The organism is Ketobacter sp. (genome assembly GCF_003671495.1).
Classification (GTDB): Bacteria; Pseudomonadota; Gammaproteobacteria; order Pseudomonadales; family Ketobacteraceae; genus Ketobacter.
On sequence record NZ_RCHN01000004.1, the window covers coordinates 45,275 to 60,977 of the forward strand.

Below are 15,703 nucleotides of genomic sequence, written 5' to 3' on the forward strand. Positions count from 1 at the left end.
AACCAATCATTAAGACTGCTAACATGACGATGCCGCTTCGCCACTTTGTGCAAATCACCCTGTCCATTCTTCTGGTTGTATCCCTCTCCGCCTGCGGCACCACCCGCAAGGTGCTGAACCTGGAAACCACCGCGCAGTTCAAGCTGGTGGCCAGTAAGGATGTGAACCCCAACAATAATGGTCACGCAGCGCCCCTGGTGGTGCAGGTGATCACCCTGCGCGATGCGCGTCAGTTCAAGCAGGAGGATTTTCTCAATCTGTTTGAAGATCCCCAGGGCCGTCTGGGCAATGACCTCATCGAAATCACCCGCCTGAAAGAGCTGGCGCCTGGTGAATCCCGGGAGGAAACCTTCAACCTGTCCCCGGAAGTGAAGTTCATCGGCATCCTGGGGGAGTACATTCAGTATGAAGACGCCCAGGCCAAGGCGGTGATCGCCATCGAACCCCACGCCACCAACAAAGCCCGAATCAGTCTGGAAAAACTAAAAGTGAATATTGAAGACTGATAGCCATGCTTATTACGCCACCGTGTGGAATGAGCTTCGGTAATATGGGATGCAGGCGCCATTGCGTTTTGCAGCCTCTGGCGAGCGCGTCTCGCTGCGCTGAGATTTTAATTGGGAGCCCACAATGACAATCAGTAATAAAGTGGTCTGGTCTGAAGGGCTGTTCCTGCGCCCGCAGCATTTCCAGCAACAGGACCGCTATTTTGAACGTTACATCGATGGCCGCTGTGAAGCCATCGGGGGCTACCTGTGGGGCTTGCTGGACATCGCCCTGGACACCGAACTGTTAAAGCTGGGCAAAGTGGGCGTAAGCCACGCCCGCGGTGTATTTCCTGATGGCAGCCCGTTCAGTTTTCCCGATAACGATGAACTGCCACCGGTGCTGAATGTACCGGAAAACACCAACAATGAAATGGTCTATCTGTGTTTGCCCCTGCGGCGGCCCGGTGCCATGGAAATTGCCCAGGAACATGCTCAGAACACGCTGGCCCGCCACAACAGTTCGGAAATTGAAGTGCGCAACAATGTGGGGGAACAGGGTGAGCCCACTGACATTGAGGTGGGGCAGTTGAATGCCATGTTGAAACTGGGATCTGAGGATCTCAGCGGCTACGCCAAAATCGGCATTGCCCGCATTCAGGAATACATTGCCGACAAGGCTGTGGTGCTGGACACCAGTTACATTCCGCCCATGGTGGATTGCCTGAAATCCCAGGTGATCAGCAGCCACCTTACCGAAGTGCACGGTTTGATTCACCACCGGGCGGAGGCCTTGAGCGGGCGCCTGGCGGACAGCGGCCGGGCCGGTTCAGCTGAAATCGCGGATTACCTGCTACTGCAGGCTCTGAACCGCATGGAACCCCTGATCGCCCACATCAGCAGCATCAATCAGCTGCATCCCCTGGCCTGCTACACTGAGCTGTTGCAGATGGCGGGGGAGCTGGCCACCTTCACCACCCGCAGCAAACGGCCACCGGAGTTCCCCCGTTACCAGCATGAAGAACTCCAATTGATCTTTGATGCGGTGCTCACCAGTTTGCGCCAGTGCCTGAGTACGGTACTGGAACAGACCGCAGTATCCCTGGAGCTGACCGAGCGCAAATACGGTATTCACGTGGCGCCGATTGCGGATCATTCCATCATCGGCAAGGCCACCATTGTGTTGGCGGTGAAGGCGGACGTGCCCGGCAATCAGTTGCGCACCGGTTTTCCGGCCCAGGTAAAAATTGCGCCGGTGGAACGCATTCGCGAGTTCATCAGTGCCCAGTTGCCCGGGATCGGATTGCAGGCACTGCCGGTGGCGCCCCGCCAGATTCCCTACCATGCCGGCTTCACCTATTTTGAATTGGATCGTTCCAGTGAGCTGTGGAAGATGATGCAGAGCTCCGGCGGGTTTGCCATTCATCTGGGCGGTAATTTCCCCGGCCTTACCATGGAACTGTGGACCATTCGGGATTAATAGCGGGATACAGAGATGAGCAACGACGACGATAAAACCATCTTCACCCCCGGCCAGCGCCAGCCGTCCCAGGACAGCATGGAAAGCACCGTGTTTATTCCCAAACCCGGTGCCCAGCGCAGCGCCCCGGTGCCGGCAGCGTCTCCTTCTCAGGCGGCACCGGCGCCGGCCATGGTGGCGGCGGAACTGATGCAGGTGGAGCGGGGCTTGAACCCGGTGATCAGCGCTGCCTCAACCTTGTTGGCGGTGGCGAATAAATTGCGCAATACGGCCCAGCACAGTGATGTGGCGGGCTTGCATCGCAACCTGGTGGATGAGATCAAACTGTTCGACAGCAAGATGAAAAGCCAGAATACGCGCCCGGAAATCGCGTTGGCGGCCCGTTACCAGATTTGCGCTGCGCTGGATGAGGCGGTGATGAACACCCCTTGGGGTGCCCAGGCCGGATGGGCGCAGCGCTCTCTGCTCAGTCTGTTCCACAAGGAAGCGTCCGGTGGTGAAAAGTTTTTTGCCATCCTGGCCAAGATGATGGAAGCCCCCAGTACCAACCTGGACATCATCGAATTGGATTATTTGTTGTTAAGCCTGGGCTTTGAAGGCAAGTTCCGCATCGATCCCCGCGGCCGGGATCAGTTGGAAACCTTGCGGGATAATCTTTATAACACCATCGAGAAACTGCGTGGCGAGTTTGCACCGGACTTGTCCGCCCACGCGGCCACCACCGTGCGCTCCAAGCGCAGCCTGATGGAGTTCATTCCCCTGTGGGTGGTGACGGCCGTGGTGTTGGCATTCATCTTGATTGTGTACAGTGGTTTCCGGATCTGGATTTTCCAGGCCACGGAACCCACGGCAACGCAGTTGGAAACGTTGAGTACGGAAATTTTTAAGCCGAATAGAACCCCATAGCGTCGGATCAGAGTGGGGAGCCCGTGGGAAGGTGCAGTGTTGCAGGACGTCGGTGGCCATGGACGGCCGCCGCCGAGCGCACAGGGATGTGCTTGTAGCGTGCCTGCAGCACTGCACCTTCCCGCGGGCGGAACTGGTCCTTGTCAACGGAATCGTTCATGAAACGCATAATAAGCATACTGACCAATAAAATATTCCTGGGATTATTGGGTGTCATCGCCCTCTCGCTGGTGATCTGGTTCGGCGCCGACTTTGTGAAATTCGGCGAGGACAACGCGACACTGTCCACCACCGTGCGCCTGATTCTGATGCTCGGTGTCTTGCTGATCTGGCTGCTGGCCCAATTACTGGCCATGTGGTTGTCCCACCGCAAAAACAACAGCATGCTCAAGGAAATCGAAGCGGATCAGGTGGACCAGGATGCGCTGCGGGCCGGCGAGGAAGTCTCTGCCCTCAATCAGCGTTTCAGCGAGGGCATGGCCATTCTGAAGCGGGCCAAGTTTGATACCGGTAAAGGCAAGGTCGCACTCTATCAATTGCCCTGGTACATCATCATCGGGCCGCCGGGTTCCGGTAAAACCACCGCACTGGTGAACTCCGGCCTGGAATTCCCCCTGGCAGAGACCCACGGCAAGAATGCGTTGGGTGGCATTGGTGGCACCCGCAACTGCGATTGGTGGTTCACCAACGAAGCGGTGATGATCGATACCGCTGGCCGTTACACCACCCAGGACAGCCACAAAACCGTCGACAGTTCCGCCTGGCAGGGTTTTCTTGCCCTGCTGAAAAAACACCGGCCGCGGCGCCCCATCAACGGCGCCCTGATCGCCATCAGCGTGCAGGACCTGTTAACCCAGCAACCGGCCCAGCGCAGTTACAACGCCAAGCTGATCCGGGAACGCATCGATGAGCTGCAGAAAAGTTTCGGCGTGAAATTCCCCATCTACGTCATGCTCACCAAATGCGATCTGGTGGCCGGCTTTACCGAATTTTTTGCCAACCTGACCCAGCCGGAACGGCAACAGATCTGGGGCACCACGTTCAATATCGATTCCAATCAACAATTGAATAACCTGCCCAGTGAACTGGATTTGTTGATCGGGCGCCTCAATGATCGCGTGCTGTGGCGAGTGCACAACGAACGCGACCCGGCCAAGCGGGCGTTGATCCAGGCGTTTCCGCAGCAGATGGAAAACCTGAAGCCGCTGCTGGTGGAATTCATGAGCGAAGCCTTTGCCGCCAACCGTTACAGTGAGCAGCCGTTGCTGCGCGGCGTCTATTTCTGCAGTGGCACCCAGGAAGGCACGCCCATCGACCGCATGATGTCGGCGGTGTCGTCCAACTTCGGCTTGAGCCGGGATGCGTTACGCAACCAGGCCGGCAGCGGCAAAAGTTTCTTCATTAATCGCCTGTTCAAGGATGTGGTGTTCCCGGAAGAAGAGTTGGTGGGCAGCAACAAAAAACTGGAAAACAGTTTGCTGTGGTTGCGGCGCGGCTATTTTGCCGCCCTGGCGTTGGTGTTTGTGGCCTTGATCGGGGTCTGGTCGGTGACCTTAAGCCGCAACAACGACTACATGAACCAGGTCAATCAATACATTGCGCAATACCAGGCGGAACAAAGCCGGCTGGGGCAATTTGATCAGGACCCGGTGAACACCCTGCCGATTCTGCAACCCCTGTACGAAGCCTCCCGGGTTTATAACCAGGAGGACCATCCCTGGCTCAGCAGTGTGGGCCTGTATGACAACTCGGTGGATGAAGCGGCGGATGCCCTGTACCTGAATGCGTTGCGCAAGGATTTCCTGCCCCGCTTCCAGTTCTTTCTGGAACAGCGCCTGCAAAGTATGAACGCCACCAACCCGGATCTGATTGATACTTTCCGCGCCTATCTGATGCTGGTGGATCAGGAACATTTTGATGCCAAGGTGTTGCGCAACTGGGCCAGTGATCAATGGCAGCAGCGTTTGCCGGGGGAAGCGGCCAAGCAGGCCGAACTGAACGAGCATTTGAAGGTATTACTGAAACAGGGCTTCGGCACAGTGGCACTGAACGACTCCGTGGTGGAGGGCACCCGCTTCAAGCTCAAGCAGATCCCGGCGGCGCAACGGCTCTACAGTCAGATGAAATCCGGTAACCTGGGACGGGAAAGCTTGGATCTGTATTCCCAGATCGGTGGCAACTCCGCTGCGATATTCGGCTACGCCCAGCCCAGTGGACAACTGCAGATGCCGGCCTTGTACAGCAAACCCGGTTTCAAATCCCTGGACTTCAGCGTCAAATCCCCTTTGCTGCGGCAATTGGAGCGGGACCGCTGGATCTTTGGCAGCCAGGACGTGGATGACTTCACCGAAGCGGACATGGAAAAACTGGGCGAGGAACTGAAGTCCCTGTACCTCAACGACTACACCAGTCAGTGGAGTGCCTTGCTGGGTGAATTGCATGTGGCGCGCTTTACCGATCTCACCACTGCCACCGCGACGTTGAAGCAGATGGCAGACCCGGCGTTTTCTCCGGTGGTGGCCATACTGCGGGTTACCAAAGAAAACACGGCACTGACTCCGGGTTGGCCCCAGCCCGCCTTGTTGCCGGGCACCTCCGCCGCAGCCGCCGGTGCCGCGGAAGCCATCATCGGCAAGGTGGTGAAGCCCACCGCAGTGGATGTGGCGTTCCGGGATATCAACCAGTTGACCACCCAGACCGAACAGCAGCCGGCCCCCATCAACGACGTGCTGGGGGGCATCAAGGAACTGCACAGCTATCTCAATAATATGGCGGTGTCGCCGGATCCCAATGAAGCAGCGTTTCAGGCGGCCAAGGCCCGCTACACCACCAACAGCGCCGATGCCATTCGCAAGCTGCGGATTCTGGCCACCAATACCCCCAAGCCGGTCAGTACCTGGCTCAACGAACTGGCGGATCACAGCTGGGGCGTGATTCTGCAGGGCACCAAAGCCCACCTGGACCGCGCCTGGAACCAGCAGGTGTACAGTGTTTATGAGCGCACCCTGGGCAGCCGCTATCCCCTGCGTAAAGTCAGCGCCGAGGCGACGGTGGACGATTTCAGTCAGTTCCTGGCCCCCGGCGGCGTGGAAGCCACCTTCGTGCAGGAAAACGTGAAGCCCTTCCTGGATCGTAATTGGCTGCCCAAGGCCCTGGAGGGTCAGTCGGTGGCTTTCAGCGAAGCCAGCCTGGGTCAACTGCGCGGCGCGGATACCCTGCGCCAGGCGCTCTATCGGGCCGGCGATACACCGGGCTACGATTTCAGCCTCAAGCCCATGGGGCTCGATACCGCGGTGGGCAAATTCGAACTGCAGTTGGGCGATCAGCGCTTTGCCTACACCCACGGCCCCAAACTCAACAAGAACGCCAGTTGGCGCAGTGGTCGGGACACCAATATCCGCATCCTGTTTGAGGATCTGAACCAGACCCTGCACCGGGAAACCTACACCGGTGCCTGGGCCTGGTATCGACTGCTGGACGATGCCGCCATTCGTAAAGTGGGGAATACCACCTATCAGGCCACGTTCAACAAGAACGGGCGCAACGCCAAATACCAACTGACCGCCGCCAGCCGGATCAGCGGTCTGAACCTGTCACTGTTGCGCAACTATCGCTGCCCGCAGGGTCTGTAAGGGAGAACGCCATGGCGACGGACATGGGATTTTTCGGCAAATTACCGGGCTACGGGGATTTTATCGAGCGTTACCTGCCCCGCAGTTTTGTGGAGGTGTGGGATCAGTGGCTGCAGCGGGCCATGGCCGGCAGCCGCCAGATGCTGGGGGATCACTGGCTGGACAGCTACCTTACCTCACCGGTGTGGCGCTTTGCCCTGTCCTCCGGCTGTGTGGATGGCCATGGCTGGATCGGCGTGATGCTGCCCAGTGTGGATCGGGTGGGGCGCTATTTCCCCCTCACCATCGCCATGCCGGTCAGCAGCGGGGTGAACATGAGCCATGCCCTGTACCACAACGCAGAATGGTTTCAGCGCCTGCAGGAGATCGGACTGGCCTGTTTGCAGGAATCCCCCACCGTGGAAGCGGTGGTGGATGTACTGGATCAACTGCCGGACCCGGTGTTCCGGCCCTGGAAGGTGAAGCCGGCCCAAAGCCGCAGCCTGGGAACCAATGTGACACTGCTGCAGGCCGGTGACGTGAAACCGGAGCAAAGTGACGTGTCACTGACACAAAGCCTGACCCAGAGTGAGGCTTTACTGCGCCAGCACTACGCCAGCTACAGCCTATGGTTCAGCGTCGGCAATGAGCAGGCAGCGGACAGCATGCTCACCAGTGAATTTCTGCCGGACCCGGTGGGCTATGTGTCCATGCTGACCGGACAATGGCCGGAATATGGGTGGAATCGGGTGGAATAACAGCAAAATAGGCGCGTACATCCCCAGATACAGGGATTTTGGCTAGAATGGATAGGACAGAAACGGGTCGGTACGCGAACAACAACCTACAATACAGCGTTAGAAGGACCAGTAATGGCTTCCCCACACATCATCGACATCGACGAACTGCTGCAACCCCTATCCGAGGACACGCCCCAGGGCGTCGATATTCGTGAGGATGCGTCTGCCAACCCCCTCTATTATCAGGTAAAGGATGCCCGCAACACGGCACGGGCCGCAGAACGGGCCAGCTTGTTCGATCCCGATGAAGCGGCCAATGTGTTGAACGCCTGGCGCCCGATTCTGGATCTGGCGCCCACCATCCTCAAAGAACACAGTAAAGACCTGGAAGTGGCCTGCTGGCTGACCGAAGCCCTGATTCGCTTTCACGATTTCCCCGGCCTGCGGGACGGCTTTGCCCTGAGCAAACGGCTGGTGGAACAATACTGGGACGGCCTGTACCCGGAGCCCGATGAAGACGGCATCGAAACCAAGGTGGCGCCCCTGGCGGGCCTCAATGGAGACAGCGGCGAAGGCACCCTGCTGGCCCCCATCCGCAATGCCCTGATCACCACCGAAAGCTCCACCGGCGCGTTCAGCTACTGGCAGTACCAGCAGGCCCGGGATGCGGCCAAAATCGCCGACGCCGACAAGCGCAAGGAAAAAGAGGATACCCTGGGTTTTACCCTGGCTTCCATCGAAACCGCGGTGGCCGAAGCCGCACCGGATTTCTATGTAAACCTGGTGGAGGATCTGGAGCAGGGCATCGCCGATTTCAAAGCCATGAACGATACCCTGCGGCAGCATTGCAAACACGAAGCGCCCCCGTTTTCCCTGATTCTGGAAACCCTGGAAGAGATCCTGCGGGCGGTACGATTCCTGGCCAAAGACAAGCTGGCGGCGGCAGCGCCGGAGGAGCAGAGCGTGACAGAACAGGCAGCGGACGCCGGCACTGCGCTGGCCCCAACCGCGGGGGCGGCCAGTGCCGGCGCCGCCGGGCCCATTGCCAACCGGGAGGACGCCCTGCGCCGGTTGGAGGAAGTGGCCCAGTTTTTCCGGCGTACCGAGCCCCATACCCCCCTGGTCACCGGCATTGAGCGCCTGGTGCGCTGGGGCCGTATGCCCATGAACGAATTGATTCTGGAGTTGGTGCCGGACGCCACGGCCCGTGCCTTCTACCAGCATCTGACCGGTGCTAAGCTGAATGAAAGCGACGATGGTGGGGATGTGGCGGCTTACAATGCCACCGCCAGCACCGTGACCGAAACCCAATCGGGCTCAGCGGCAGGCAGCGATGATGATGGCAGTGTGGGCTGGTAAGCTCCGTCGCAGAAAAACGTGAAATAGTAACAACATAGGGAAATGCTATAGAAACTGGAACGGAACATGCCTATTACCCTGGCGAGTACACTTACAAGTAAAACCAACGAATTCTAACGGAGGAATCCCCCATGGCAGATAGCATCCACGATAAACTCAAGCGCGTTCGCAAGCCGCGCGTTCACATTACCTATGACGTCGAAACCGGCGGCGCGGAACAAGTCAAGGAGCTGCCCTTCGTGATGGGCGTGATGGGTGACTACTCCGGTGACAACACGGAAAACAAAAAATCCCTGAAAGAACGCAAGTTCGTCAACATCGACCGGGATAATTTCAACCAGGTGATGGGCAACATCAACCCCACCGTTTCCATGAAAGTGGAAAACACCCTGGCCGGTGATGATTCTGAAATGGCCGTGGACCTGTCCTTCAAAAGCATGGACGACTTTGACCCTACTGCCATCGTCAATCAGGTTGAACCGCTGAAACAATTACTGGAAGCCCGCAACAAGCTGCGTGATCTGATGAGCAAAGCAGATCGCTCTGAAGCGTTGGAAGGCATCCTCGAAGACATTCTGCAAAACACCGACAAAGTGGCCTCCATTTCTCAGGAATTGGGCCTGGATAAAAAAGAAGGGGGAGATGAATAATGGCCGAACAAGAAACTCAAACCGAAGGCGGAGCAGAGGCCGCGGAAGGCTCGGTCAGCCTGTTGGAAATGGCCATTGGTGCCACCAAACAAACCGAGCGCGATGAAGCCCAGGATCTGCTGGCCAACCTGACCAAGCAAGTGCTGGACGGAACCGTAACCTGGGACCGCAACCTGACCAAGACCATCACCAACGCCATTGCCGCCATTGATGCCGCCATGTCCAAGCAACTGGCCGCCATCATGCATCACGAAAAACTGCAAAAGGTGGAAGGTTCCTGGCGGGGTCTACATCACCTGGTGATGAACAGCGAAACCGGCACCGGCATGAAAATCCGCATGCTGAACATCGGCAAGCGCGAACTGTTCAAGGATCTGGATAAGGCAGTGGAATTTGACCAGAGCCAGATTTTCAAAAAAATCTACGAAGCGGAATTCGGCACCGCCGGTGGTGAGCCCTACGGCGCCCTGATCGGTGATTACGAGTTTACCAATCACCCCGAAGACATCGACCTGCTGTCCAACATGTCCAACGTGGCGGCCGCCGGTTTCTGTCCGTTCATCAGCGCCGCCGGTGCCCAGATGTTCGGCTTCGACGATTTCACCGAGCTGTCCACGCCCCGTGACCTGTCCGGTATTTTCGCCTCCCAGGAATACATCAAATGGCGCAGCTTCCGCGACAGCGAAGACGCCCGTTTTGTGAACCTGGTGATGCCCCGTGTCCTGTCCCGTCTGCCCTATGGTGCCAATACCAAGCCGGTGGAAGAATTCAACTATGAAGAGTTTGAAGGGGATGAGTCCGGCATGCACAAGGCGGTGGATCACAGCGATTACACCTGGATGAACGCCGCCTATGTCATGGGTACCACCCTCACCAAAGCATTTGCGGAAACCGGCTGGTGTACCGCCATCCGCGGTGCCGAAGGCGGTGGTAAAGTGGAAGGCCTGCCTTCTCACCTGTTCAAGAGCGATGACGGCGACGTGGACCAGAAGTGCCCCACGGAAATCGGCATCACTGATCGCCGTGAAGCCGAACTGTCCAACCAGGGCTTCCTGCCACTGTGTCACTACAAGAACACCGACTACTCCGTGTTCTTCGGTGCCCAGACTGCACAGAAGCCAAAAGTCTATGACGATCCGGATGCCACCGCCAACGCGGCCATCTCGGCGCGCCTGCCTTACATGATGGCCACCGGTCGTATCGCCCATTACCTGAAAGTCATGGCCCGCGACAAGATCGGCTCCTTCATGGAAGCCAAAGACTGTGAGCAGTGGTTGAATCGTTGGATCGCCCAGTATACCAACAGCAACCCCGATGCCAGTGCGGAGATGAAAGCCAAGTTCCCGTTGGCGGAAGCCCGCATTGAGGTGAAAGAAACCCCTGGAGCCCCGGGTTCCTACAATGCCGTTGCCTATCTGCGCCCCTGGTTGCAGATGGAAGAACTGACCACCTCCCTCCGTATGGTGGCCAGTATTCCGAAAGCGGGCTGATTTCCGCTGCATCGGGTCGGCGTGGTTGATTGCAGCCACGCCGATTGTTTTCCCGCCCCAATCACTTTGAATCCAGACTCATGGCCAATATCGATCTAGCAGAACTGCTCCACGCGACTCAGTCCGCCTCCGGCGACGCGGGCAATCCGTTGCAGGCGTTTTTGCAGGCCGACTCCGACGCAGAGGGATTCAAAACCTGGGTGCGGAATTTCAGTGCCAATACGGCCGGCTGGTCGGTGCAACCGTTTCTGGCCCAGCAGGTGGCGCTGATTGATGAGATGATTGAGGAGCAGGTCAATGCCATCCTCCATCACCCGAAATTCCAGCAGCTGGAGTCAGCCTGGCGCAGTCTGAAAAAACTCTGCGATGAAAGCTACCCCTATCCGGAAATCAAGCTCAAGCTGTTGAACATCAGTTGGGCGGAAGTGTGCAGGGACATTACCCGGGCTCAGGATTTTGATCAGAGCCAGTTGTTCCAGCGCATCTACAATGACGAATTCGGAACCCCCGGCGGTGAGCCCTACGGCCTGCTGATCGGGGACTACTACGTGAGCCATCGCCCTTACAAGGGCCACAAATACAACGACCTGGAAGTGTTACAGGGGGTGGCGCAGATTGCCGCCGCATCCTTTGCGCCGTTCATCTGTGGAGCGGCGCCGCAATTGTTCGGCCTGGATGACTACCAGACCCTGGGCAGCCACCTGAATTTTCAGGCCATCTTCCAGCAACAGGAATACATCAAATGGCGCGCATTCCGTCAGCAGGAGGACGCCCGCTTTGTGTCGATCACCCTGCCGCGCATCATCCTGCGCAAGCCCCATCAAAGCGTGGCCGGTGAACTGCCCTTTAAGGAGCGCTGTGAGCGGCCACAACATTATTTGTGGGGTAATGCGGCGTTTGCCTTCGCCAGTGTCATTATTCGAGAATACGGTGAGATCGGTTGGTTCGCCCAGATTCGCGGGGTGCCCCGTGGTCAACTGGCCGGTGGCGTGGTCACCGGGTACGACGCGCTGCCGATTCCCGACGGCACCGGCGCCTACCACATTCTGACCGATGTGGTGATCACTGATGCCATCGAGCGGGAATTCAGTGAATTGGGACTGATGGCGCTGTGCCAGTGCTATGGTGTGCCGCTGGCAGCGTTTCACAGTAACCCCTCGGTGCACATGCCGAAAAAATTCGACAGCAAAAGTGCCACCGCCAACGCCCGCATCAGCGCCATGCTGCAACAGGTGCTGTGTGCTTCGCGCTTTGCCCACTATCTGAAGGTGATGATCCGCGACAAGGTAGGGTCTTACACCACCGAAAAAGAAATCGAAGACATGCTCACCAAATGGTTGAACCGCTACACCACCGGGCGGGACGATTTAAGTTGGGAGATGCGGGCCAAATACCCGTTGCGGGATGTGCGCCTGCAGGTGAAGGAGATGCCCGGTATGCCGGGGCAGTTCACCTGTGTGATCTTCCTCAAGCCGCACTACATTGCCGAGAATCTGGTATCGGAACTCAAGCTCACCACTGAGCTGTCCCAGGCCGGTATCGGGTCCAGGGGTTAGGGGGAGCGTTATGATTGATCAGGAACAGAAACTGGTGGTGCCCTTGCTGGACCGATTGCTGGATGACAATCCCCAGGAAAACACCGAAAGCGAACGGGCCCACCACCTGCTGATTCACCAATTGAAGGAAAGTGTGCGGCGGGATCTGGAAGAACTGTTCAACACCCGTCAGTGTTGCATTCCCCCGCCGGAGTCGCTGCAGCATATCCAGGCGGCACTGCATAACTACGGGCTGCCGGATGCCGCCACCCTGAACCTGAGTTCACAGAAAGCGCGGCTGGAATTCTGCCGCACAGTGGAGCGGACCATTGCCAATTACGAACCCCGTATTCGCAGTGCCAAGGTGCAGACCCAGTCTTCTGTGGACCCCGAAGATCCCAGCATTCGCTTTCGGGTGGAAGCGACCTTGCATGCCCTCAGTGCGGAGGAAGTCATCGTATTCGATTCAGCATTAAATCCGGTGACCCGTTCGGTCACTGTGGCGGAGACCAAATAAATGAGTGATGAGTTGCTCAAACATTACGAAAAGGAGTTGGCCTTTGTGCAAAAGGCCATGTCGGAGTTTGCCCAACGCCATCCCAAAATCGGCAACCGCCTGCGCATTTCCGATGATCGCCCGGAAGATCCGTTTGTGGAACGCCTGCTGGACGGTGTGGCACTGTTGAATGCCCGCATCCAGGATAAGCTGAACGATGATTTCCCTGAGATGACCGATGGCGTGATGGGGGTGATGTATCCCCATTACCAACGCCCCATACCGTCCATGACCATCGTGCAGTTCCAGGCGGCGGAAGCCCTGGATGAATGTACCCGGGTGGCGCCGAAAACCGAATTGGACACCAACCGCTTTGGCGGCGAAACCTGTCGCTTCAGCACCTGTTACCCGGTGGACATTCAACCGTTCAAAGTGGAATCGGCCCAGTTGCTGGCGCGTCCGTTTATTGCGCCGGGAGCCGATCAGGTGGGCGGGGCGGATGGGGTGCTGAAAATTGCCTTGAAAACCCTGTCGTCGGCCCTGAACTTTGCCGAGCTGAAACCCGGTCGGGTGCGTTTTTATCTGCGGGGTCAACCCAAGCACATCTATCCGTTATACGAACATCTGCTCAATGGCGCCGTGAAAGTGGTGCTGGCCAAAGGCGAAGGAGACACCAAGCCGGTGTTCTGCGATGCCAGCATCATCCAGCCGGTGGGCTTTGACATTGCAGAAGGGCTGTTGCCGTATCCCGCCAGTGCGTTTGAAGGCTACCGGCTGCTGACGGAATATTTTGTGTTCCCACAAAAATTCCTGTTCGTGGACATTGATCTGAGCAAACTGCCCCCTGCCGTCAGCAATGAGCTGAACCTGTATATTTACCTGAAAGAATCCGACGGCGAATTGGAACACTACATCAACGCCAGTGTGTTTGTGCTGGGCTGCACACCGGCGGTAAATCTGTTCTCCTACGTGGCGGACCCGATTGCCCTGGATCACGCCGAAACGGAATACCGGGTGGTGCCGGACGGGCGCCGCACCGGTGCCCTGGAAATCTATTCCATCGATCAGGTGAACGCCTCCAACAGCACCGGCAACAAATTTGAGTACACGCCGTTCTACGGCATCCGTCATCGTCACACGGAGCGCAATCACGGCACCTATTGGTACGAACGCAGGCTGTCGGTGATTGAAGGCGAGAACCACAATGAAGAGGCGTCGGAGATCAACATCAGCCTGGTGGACCTGAACTTCGATCCCAACCAGCCCAGTGACGAAACCCTGGATCTGCGGCTCACCTGCTTTAACCGCAACCTGCCGGCGCGCTTGCCTGCGGGCACCAATCAACCCAAGCTCAACATGGTGGAAGGGGATGCACCGGTGGCATCCATCCATTGCGTTACGCCCCCGACGCAGACCCTGCGGCCACCGCTGCGCAATCGGGCCTACTGGCGCCTGATGTCGCACCTGAATCTGAATCACCTGTCCCTCACCGGTGATGATGATGGCGATGCCTTGAAAGAAATCCTGCGCCTGTACGATTTCCGCGATGCAGACAGTACCCGCAAGATGATCGAATCCATCCGCCGCCTGCAGGTCAAACCCATCATGGCCCCGATCAAAGTGGGCAAGGGCACGGCCATGTGCCGTGGTACGCAGGTGGAAATGGAATTTGATCCCCGGCTGGTGGCCGGCGGTTCACCTTACCTGTTTGCCAGTGTGCTGGAACGGTTTCTGGCGTTGTACTGCAGCCTGAATTCGTTTACCCGACTGATCGCCCGAATCACCAATTCTGAAGGAGAAATGAAGCGATGGCCTCCGCGCGCCGGCGAAAAAGCCTTGCTGTAACCCGGCAACTTGAGGAAGAACCCTACCGCTTCGAATTTTTCCAGGCGGTACGGTTGCTGGAGATGGCGGCCCGCATCAACGCAGGCAAAGGCCAGAAATTCGCACGGGTGCCGGTTGCCAAGGGGGCTCCGCCCAATCGGGAGAGTGTGCGTTTCCGCGCCCAGGCCAGCCTGGCGTTTCGTGGTGCCGATGTGGATCGGGTGGAGATCACCCAAACCCTGGAGCTGGACGACGAAGAGGCCCCGCAAAAGCAATGGCAGATGCTGGTGAACAGCTTTGGCCTGTTCGGCAGCAATGGCGTGTTGCCGTATCACATCAGTGAACTGGTCATCAAACGCTTGCGGCAAAAAGACCGCTCCCTGGCCAACTTTCTGGACGTGCTGAATCACCGCAGCACCTCGTTGTACTACCAGGCCTGGCACAAATACCGGTTGCCGGTGGTGTATGAACGGGCCCATCGGGAAGGCCGCAACCGCAACGATATTTTCAGCCACATGCTGGCCTCTTTTGTGGGGCTGGGCACCGAAAAACTGCAGGAACGGCTGCCGATTCCCGATGATGCCCTGTTGGGGTTTGCCGGTCTGTTGGGCAAAGGGGTGCCCTCGGCCCCCACCATGGCCCGCATCCTCCAGCACTATTTTGAACTGCCGGTGGAAGTGGAACAGTTCGTCGGTAAGTGGCAGCCGTTACCGGAGGACATGCAGAGCCGGCTGCCGGGTTTGGGTGTGCCCCTGGGGCAAAACAACTACCTGGGCGAGAACGTGATCCTGGGCCGGCAATGTTGGGATATTCAAAGCAAATTCCGCATTCGCATCGAGCAACTCAGTTACGGCCAGTTTGTAGGCATTGCCCCGGGCAGTGCCAGGATGAAAGCCATGAAAGCGCTGGTACGCTTTATGGCCGGCACCGAATTCGATTTTGATATCGAAATCAGTATCCGACAAAAAGATTTACCCCGTGTCGGATTGGGACAGGTGGCACAGATCGACGGTCGCGCCATCGAAGGGGGCGAACTGATGCTGGGCTGGAACAGCGGCCTGGGTATGCAAAGTCAACAGCAACAAGACCAGAACCGGCTGATCCGAATTCGGGTGAGCGAATAATCG

General features: G+C 57.7%; 13 protein-coding genes. 12 read left to right on the forward strand and 1 reads right to left on the reverse strand.

Annotated elements, in window-relative coordinates; all coding sequences use genetic code 11:
- Positions 1-23: 23 nt before the first annotated feature.
- From tssJ to icmH, 3 genes are all read left to right on the forward strand, one after another.
- The gene (tssJ, locus tag D9N14_RS01125) at positions 24-506 is read left to right on the forward strand and encodes a type VI secretion system lipoprotein TssJ (protein WP_290575947.1); all 483 of its coding nucleotides are present in this window, start codon (positions 24-26) and stop codon (positions 504-506) included.
- 124 nt (positions 507-630) lie between these two features.
- A complete protein-coding gene (gene tssK, locus D9N14_RS01130) occupies positions 631-1,965 on the forward strand; it encodes a type VI secretion system baseplate subunit TssK (protein ID WP_290575949.1) in 1,335 nt (444 codons plus the stop codon).
- A gap of 15 nt (positions 1,966-1,980) precedes the next feature.
- Positions 1,981-2,871, forward strand: a complete 891-nt coding sequence (gene icmH, locus D9N14_RS01135; protein ID WP_290575951.1) for a type IVB secretion system protein IcmH/DotU — start codon at positions 1,981-1,983, stop codon at positions 2,869-2,871.
- A gap of 7 nt (positions 2,872-2,878) precedes the next feature.
- On the opposite strand, the gene D9N14_RS01140 is transcribed toward icmH, so the two are convergent.
- Positions 2,879-3,031, reverse strand: a complete 153-nt coding sequence (locus D9N14_RS01140; RefSeq protein WP_290575953.1) for a hypothetical protein — start codon at positions 3,029-3,031, stop codon at positions 2,879-2,881.
- Here D9N14_RS01140 and tssM point away from each other — a divergent pair.
- The 9 genes from tssM to tssG all read left to right on the forward strand — a co-directional run bounded on the left by tssM (position 3,030) and on the right by tssG (position 15,700).
- On the forward strand, positions 3,030-6,503 hold the full coding sequence (gene tssM, locus D9N14_RS01145; RefSeq protein WP_290575955.1) for a type VI secretion system membrane subunit TssM: 3,474 nt from the start codon (positions 3,030-3,032) through the stop codon (positions 6,501-6,503). The two genes, D9N14_RS01140 and tssM, sit on opposite strands and share 2 nt — an antisense overlap.
- A gap of 11 nt (positions 6,504-6,514) precedes the next feature.
- Positions 6,515-7,240 (forward strand): type VI secretion system-associated protein TagF, encoded by a 726-nt coding sequence (gene tagF, locus D9N14_RS01150; RefSeq protein ID WP_290575957.1) that lies wholly within the window; start codon positions 6,515-6,517, stop codon positions 7,238-7,240.
- Positions 7,241-7,354: 114 nt separating this feature from the next.
- Positions 7,355-8,581, forward strand: coding sequence for a type VI secretion system protein TssA (gene tssA / locus D9N14_RS01155; RefSeq protein ID WP_290575959.1), 1,227 nt, complete (start codon positions 7,355-7,357; stop codon positions 8,579-8,581).
- A gap of 131 nt (positions 8,582-8,712) precedes the next feature.
- Positions 8,713-9,231: a type VI secretion system contractile sheath small subunit gene (gene tssB / locus D9N14_RS01160; protein ID WP_290575961.1), complete on the forward strand. Its 519-nt coding sequence runs from the start codon at positions 8,713-8,715 to the stop codon at positions 9,229-9,231.
- A complete protein-coding gene (tssC, locus tag D9N14_RS01165; protein WP_290575963.1) occupies positions 9,231-10,721 on the forward strand; it encodes a type VI secretion system contractile sheath large subunit in 1,491 nt (496 codons plus the stop codon). Before tssB ends, tssC (D9N14_RS01165) begins: the two co-directional genes overlap by 1 nt.
- Before the next feature lie 29 nt (positions 10,722-10,750).
- Positions 10,751-12,277, forward strand: a complete 1,527-nt coding sequence (gene tssC / locus D9N14_RS01170; RefSeq protein ID WP_290575965.1) for a type VI secretion system contractile sheath large subunit — start codon at positions 10,751-10,753, stop codon at positions 12,275-12,277.
- Between the two features lie 10 nt (positions 12,278-12,287).
- Positions 12,288-12,773 carry a type VI secretion system baseplate subunit TssE gene (gene tssE / locus D9N14_RS01175; RefSeq protein WP_290575967.1) on the forward strand — a complete coding sequence of 162 codons (486 nt, stop codon included), beginning with the start codon at positions 12,288-12,290 and terminating at the stop codon, positions 12,771-12,773.
- Positions 12,774-14,597, forward strand: a complete 1,824-nt coding sequence (tssF, locus tag D9N14_RS01180) for a type VI secretion system baseplate subunit TssF (protein ID WP_290575969.1) — start codon at positions 12,774-12,776, stop codon at positions 14,595-14,597.
- Positions 14,561-15,700 (forward strand): type VI secretion system baseplate subunit TssG, encoded by a 1,140-nt coding sequence (gene tssG / locus D9N14_RS01185; RefSeq protein WP_290575971.1) that lies wholly within the window; start codon positions 14,561-14,563, stop codon positions 15,698-15,700. Before tssF ends, tssG begins: the two co-directional genes overlap by 37 nt.
- The last annotated feature ends 3 nt before the right edge of the window (positions 15,701-15,703 follow it).

Coding starts and splice junctions, on each gene's coding strand:
- tssB (WP_290575961.1), top strand. CDS start 8,713: ATGGCAGATAGCATCCACGATAAACTCAAGCGCGTTCGCAAGCCGCGC.
- tssA (WP_290575959.1), top strand. CDS start 7,355: ATGGCTTCCCCACACATCATCGACATCGACGAACTGCTGCAACCCCTA.
- tssK (WP_290575949.1), top strand. CDS start 631: ATGACAATCAGTAATAAAGTGGTCTGGTCTGAAGGGCTGTTCCTGCGC.
- tssG (WP_290575971.1), top strand. CDS start 14,561: ATGGCCTCCGCGCGCCGGCGAAAAAGCCTTGCTGTAACCCGGCAACTT.
- tssJ (WP_290575947.1), top strand. CDS start 24: ATGACGATGCCGCTTCGCCACTTTGTGCAAATCACCCTGTCCATTCTT.
- tssE (WP_290575967.1), top strand. CDS start 12,288: ATGATTGATCAGGAACAGAAACTGGTGGTGCCCTTGCTGGACCGATTG.
- tssC (WP_290575963.1), top strand. CDS start 9,231: ATGGCCGAACAAGAAACTCAAACCGAAGGCGGAGCAGAGGCCGCGGAA.
- tssF (WP_290575969.1), top strand. CDS start 12,774: ATGAGTGATGAGTTGCTCAAACATTACGAAAAGGAGTTGGCCTTTGTG.
- tssM (WP_290575955.1), top strand. CDS start 3,030: ATGAAACGCATAATAAGCATACTGACCAATAAAATATTCCTGGGATTA.
- D9N14_RS01140 (WP_290575953.1), bottom strand. CDS start 3,031: ATGAACGATTCCGTTGACAAGGACCAGTTCCGCCCGCGGGAAGGTGCA.
- tagF (WP_290575957.1), top strand. CDS start 6,515: ATGGCGACGGACATGGGATTTTTCGGCAAATTACCGGGCTACGGGGAT.
- icmH (WP_290575951.1), top strand. CDS start 1,981: ATGAGCAACGACGACGATAAAACCATCTTCACCCCCGGCCAGCGCCAG.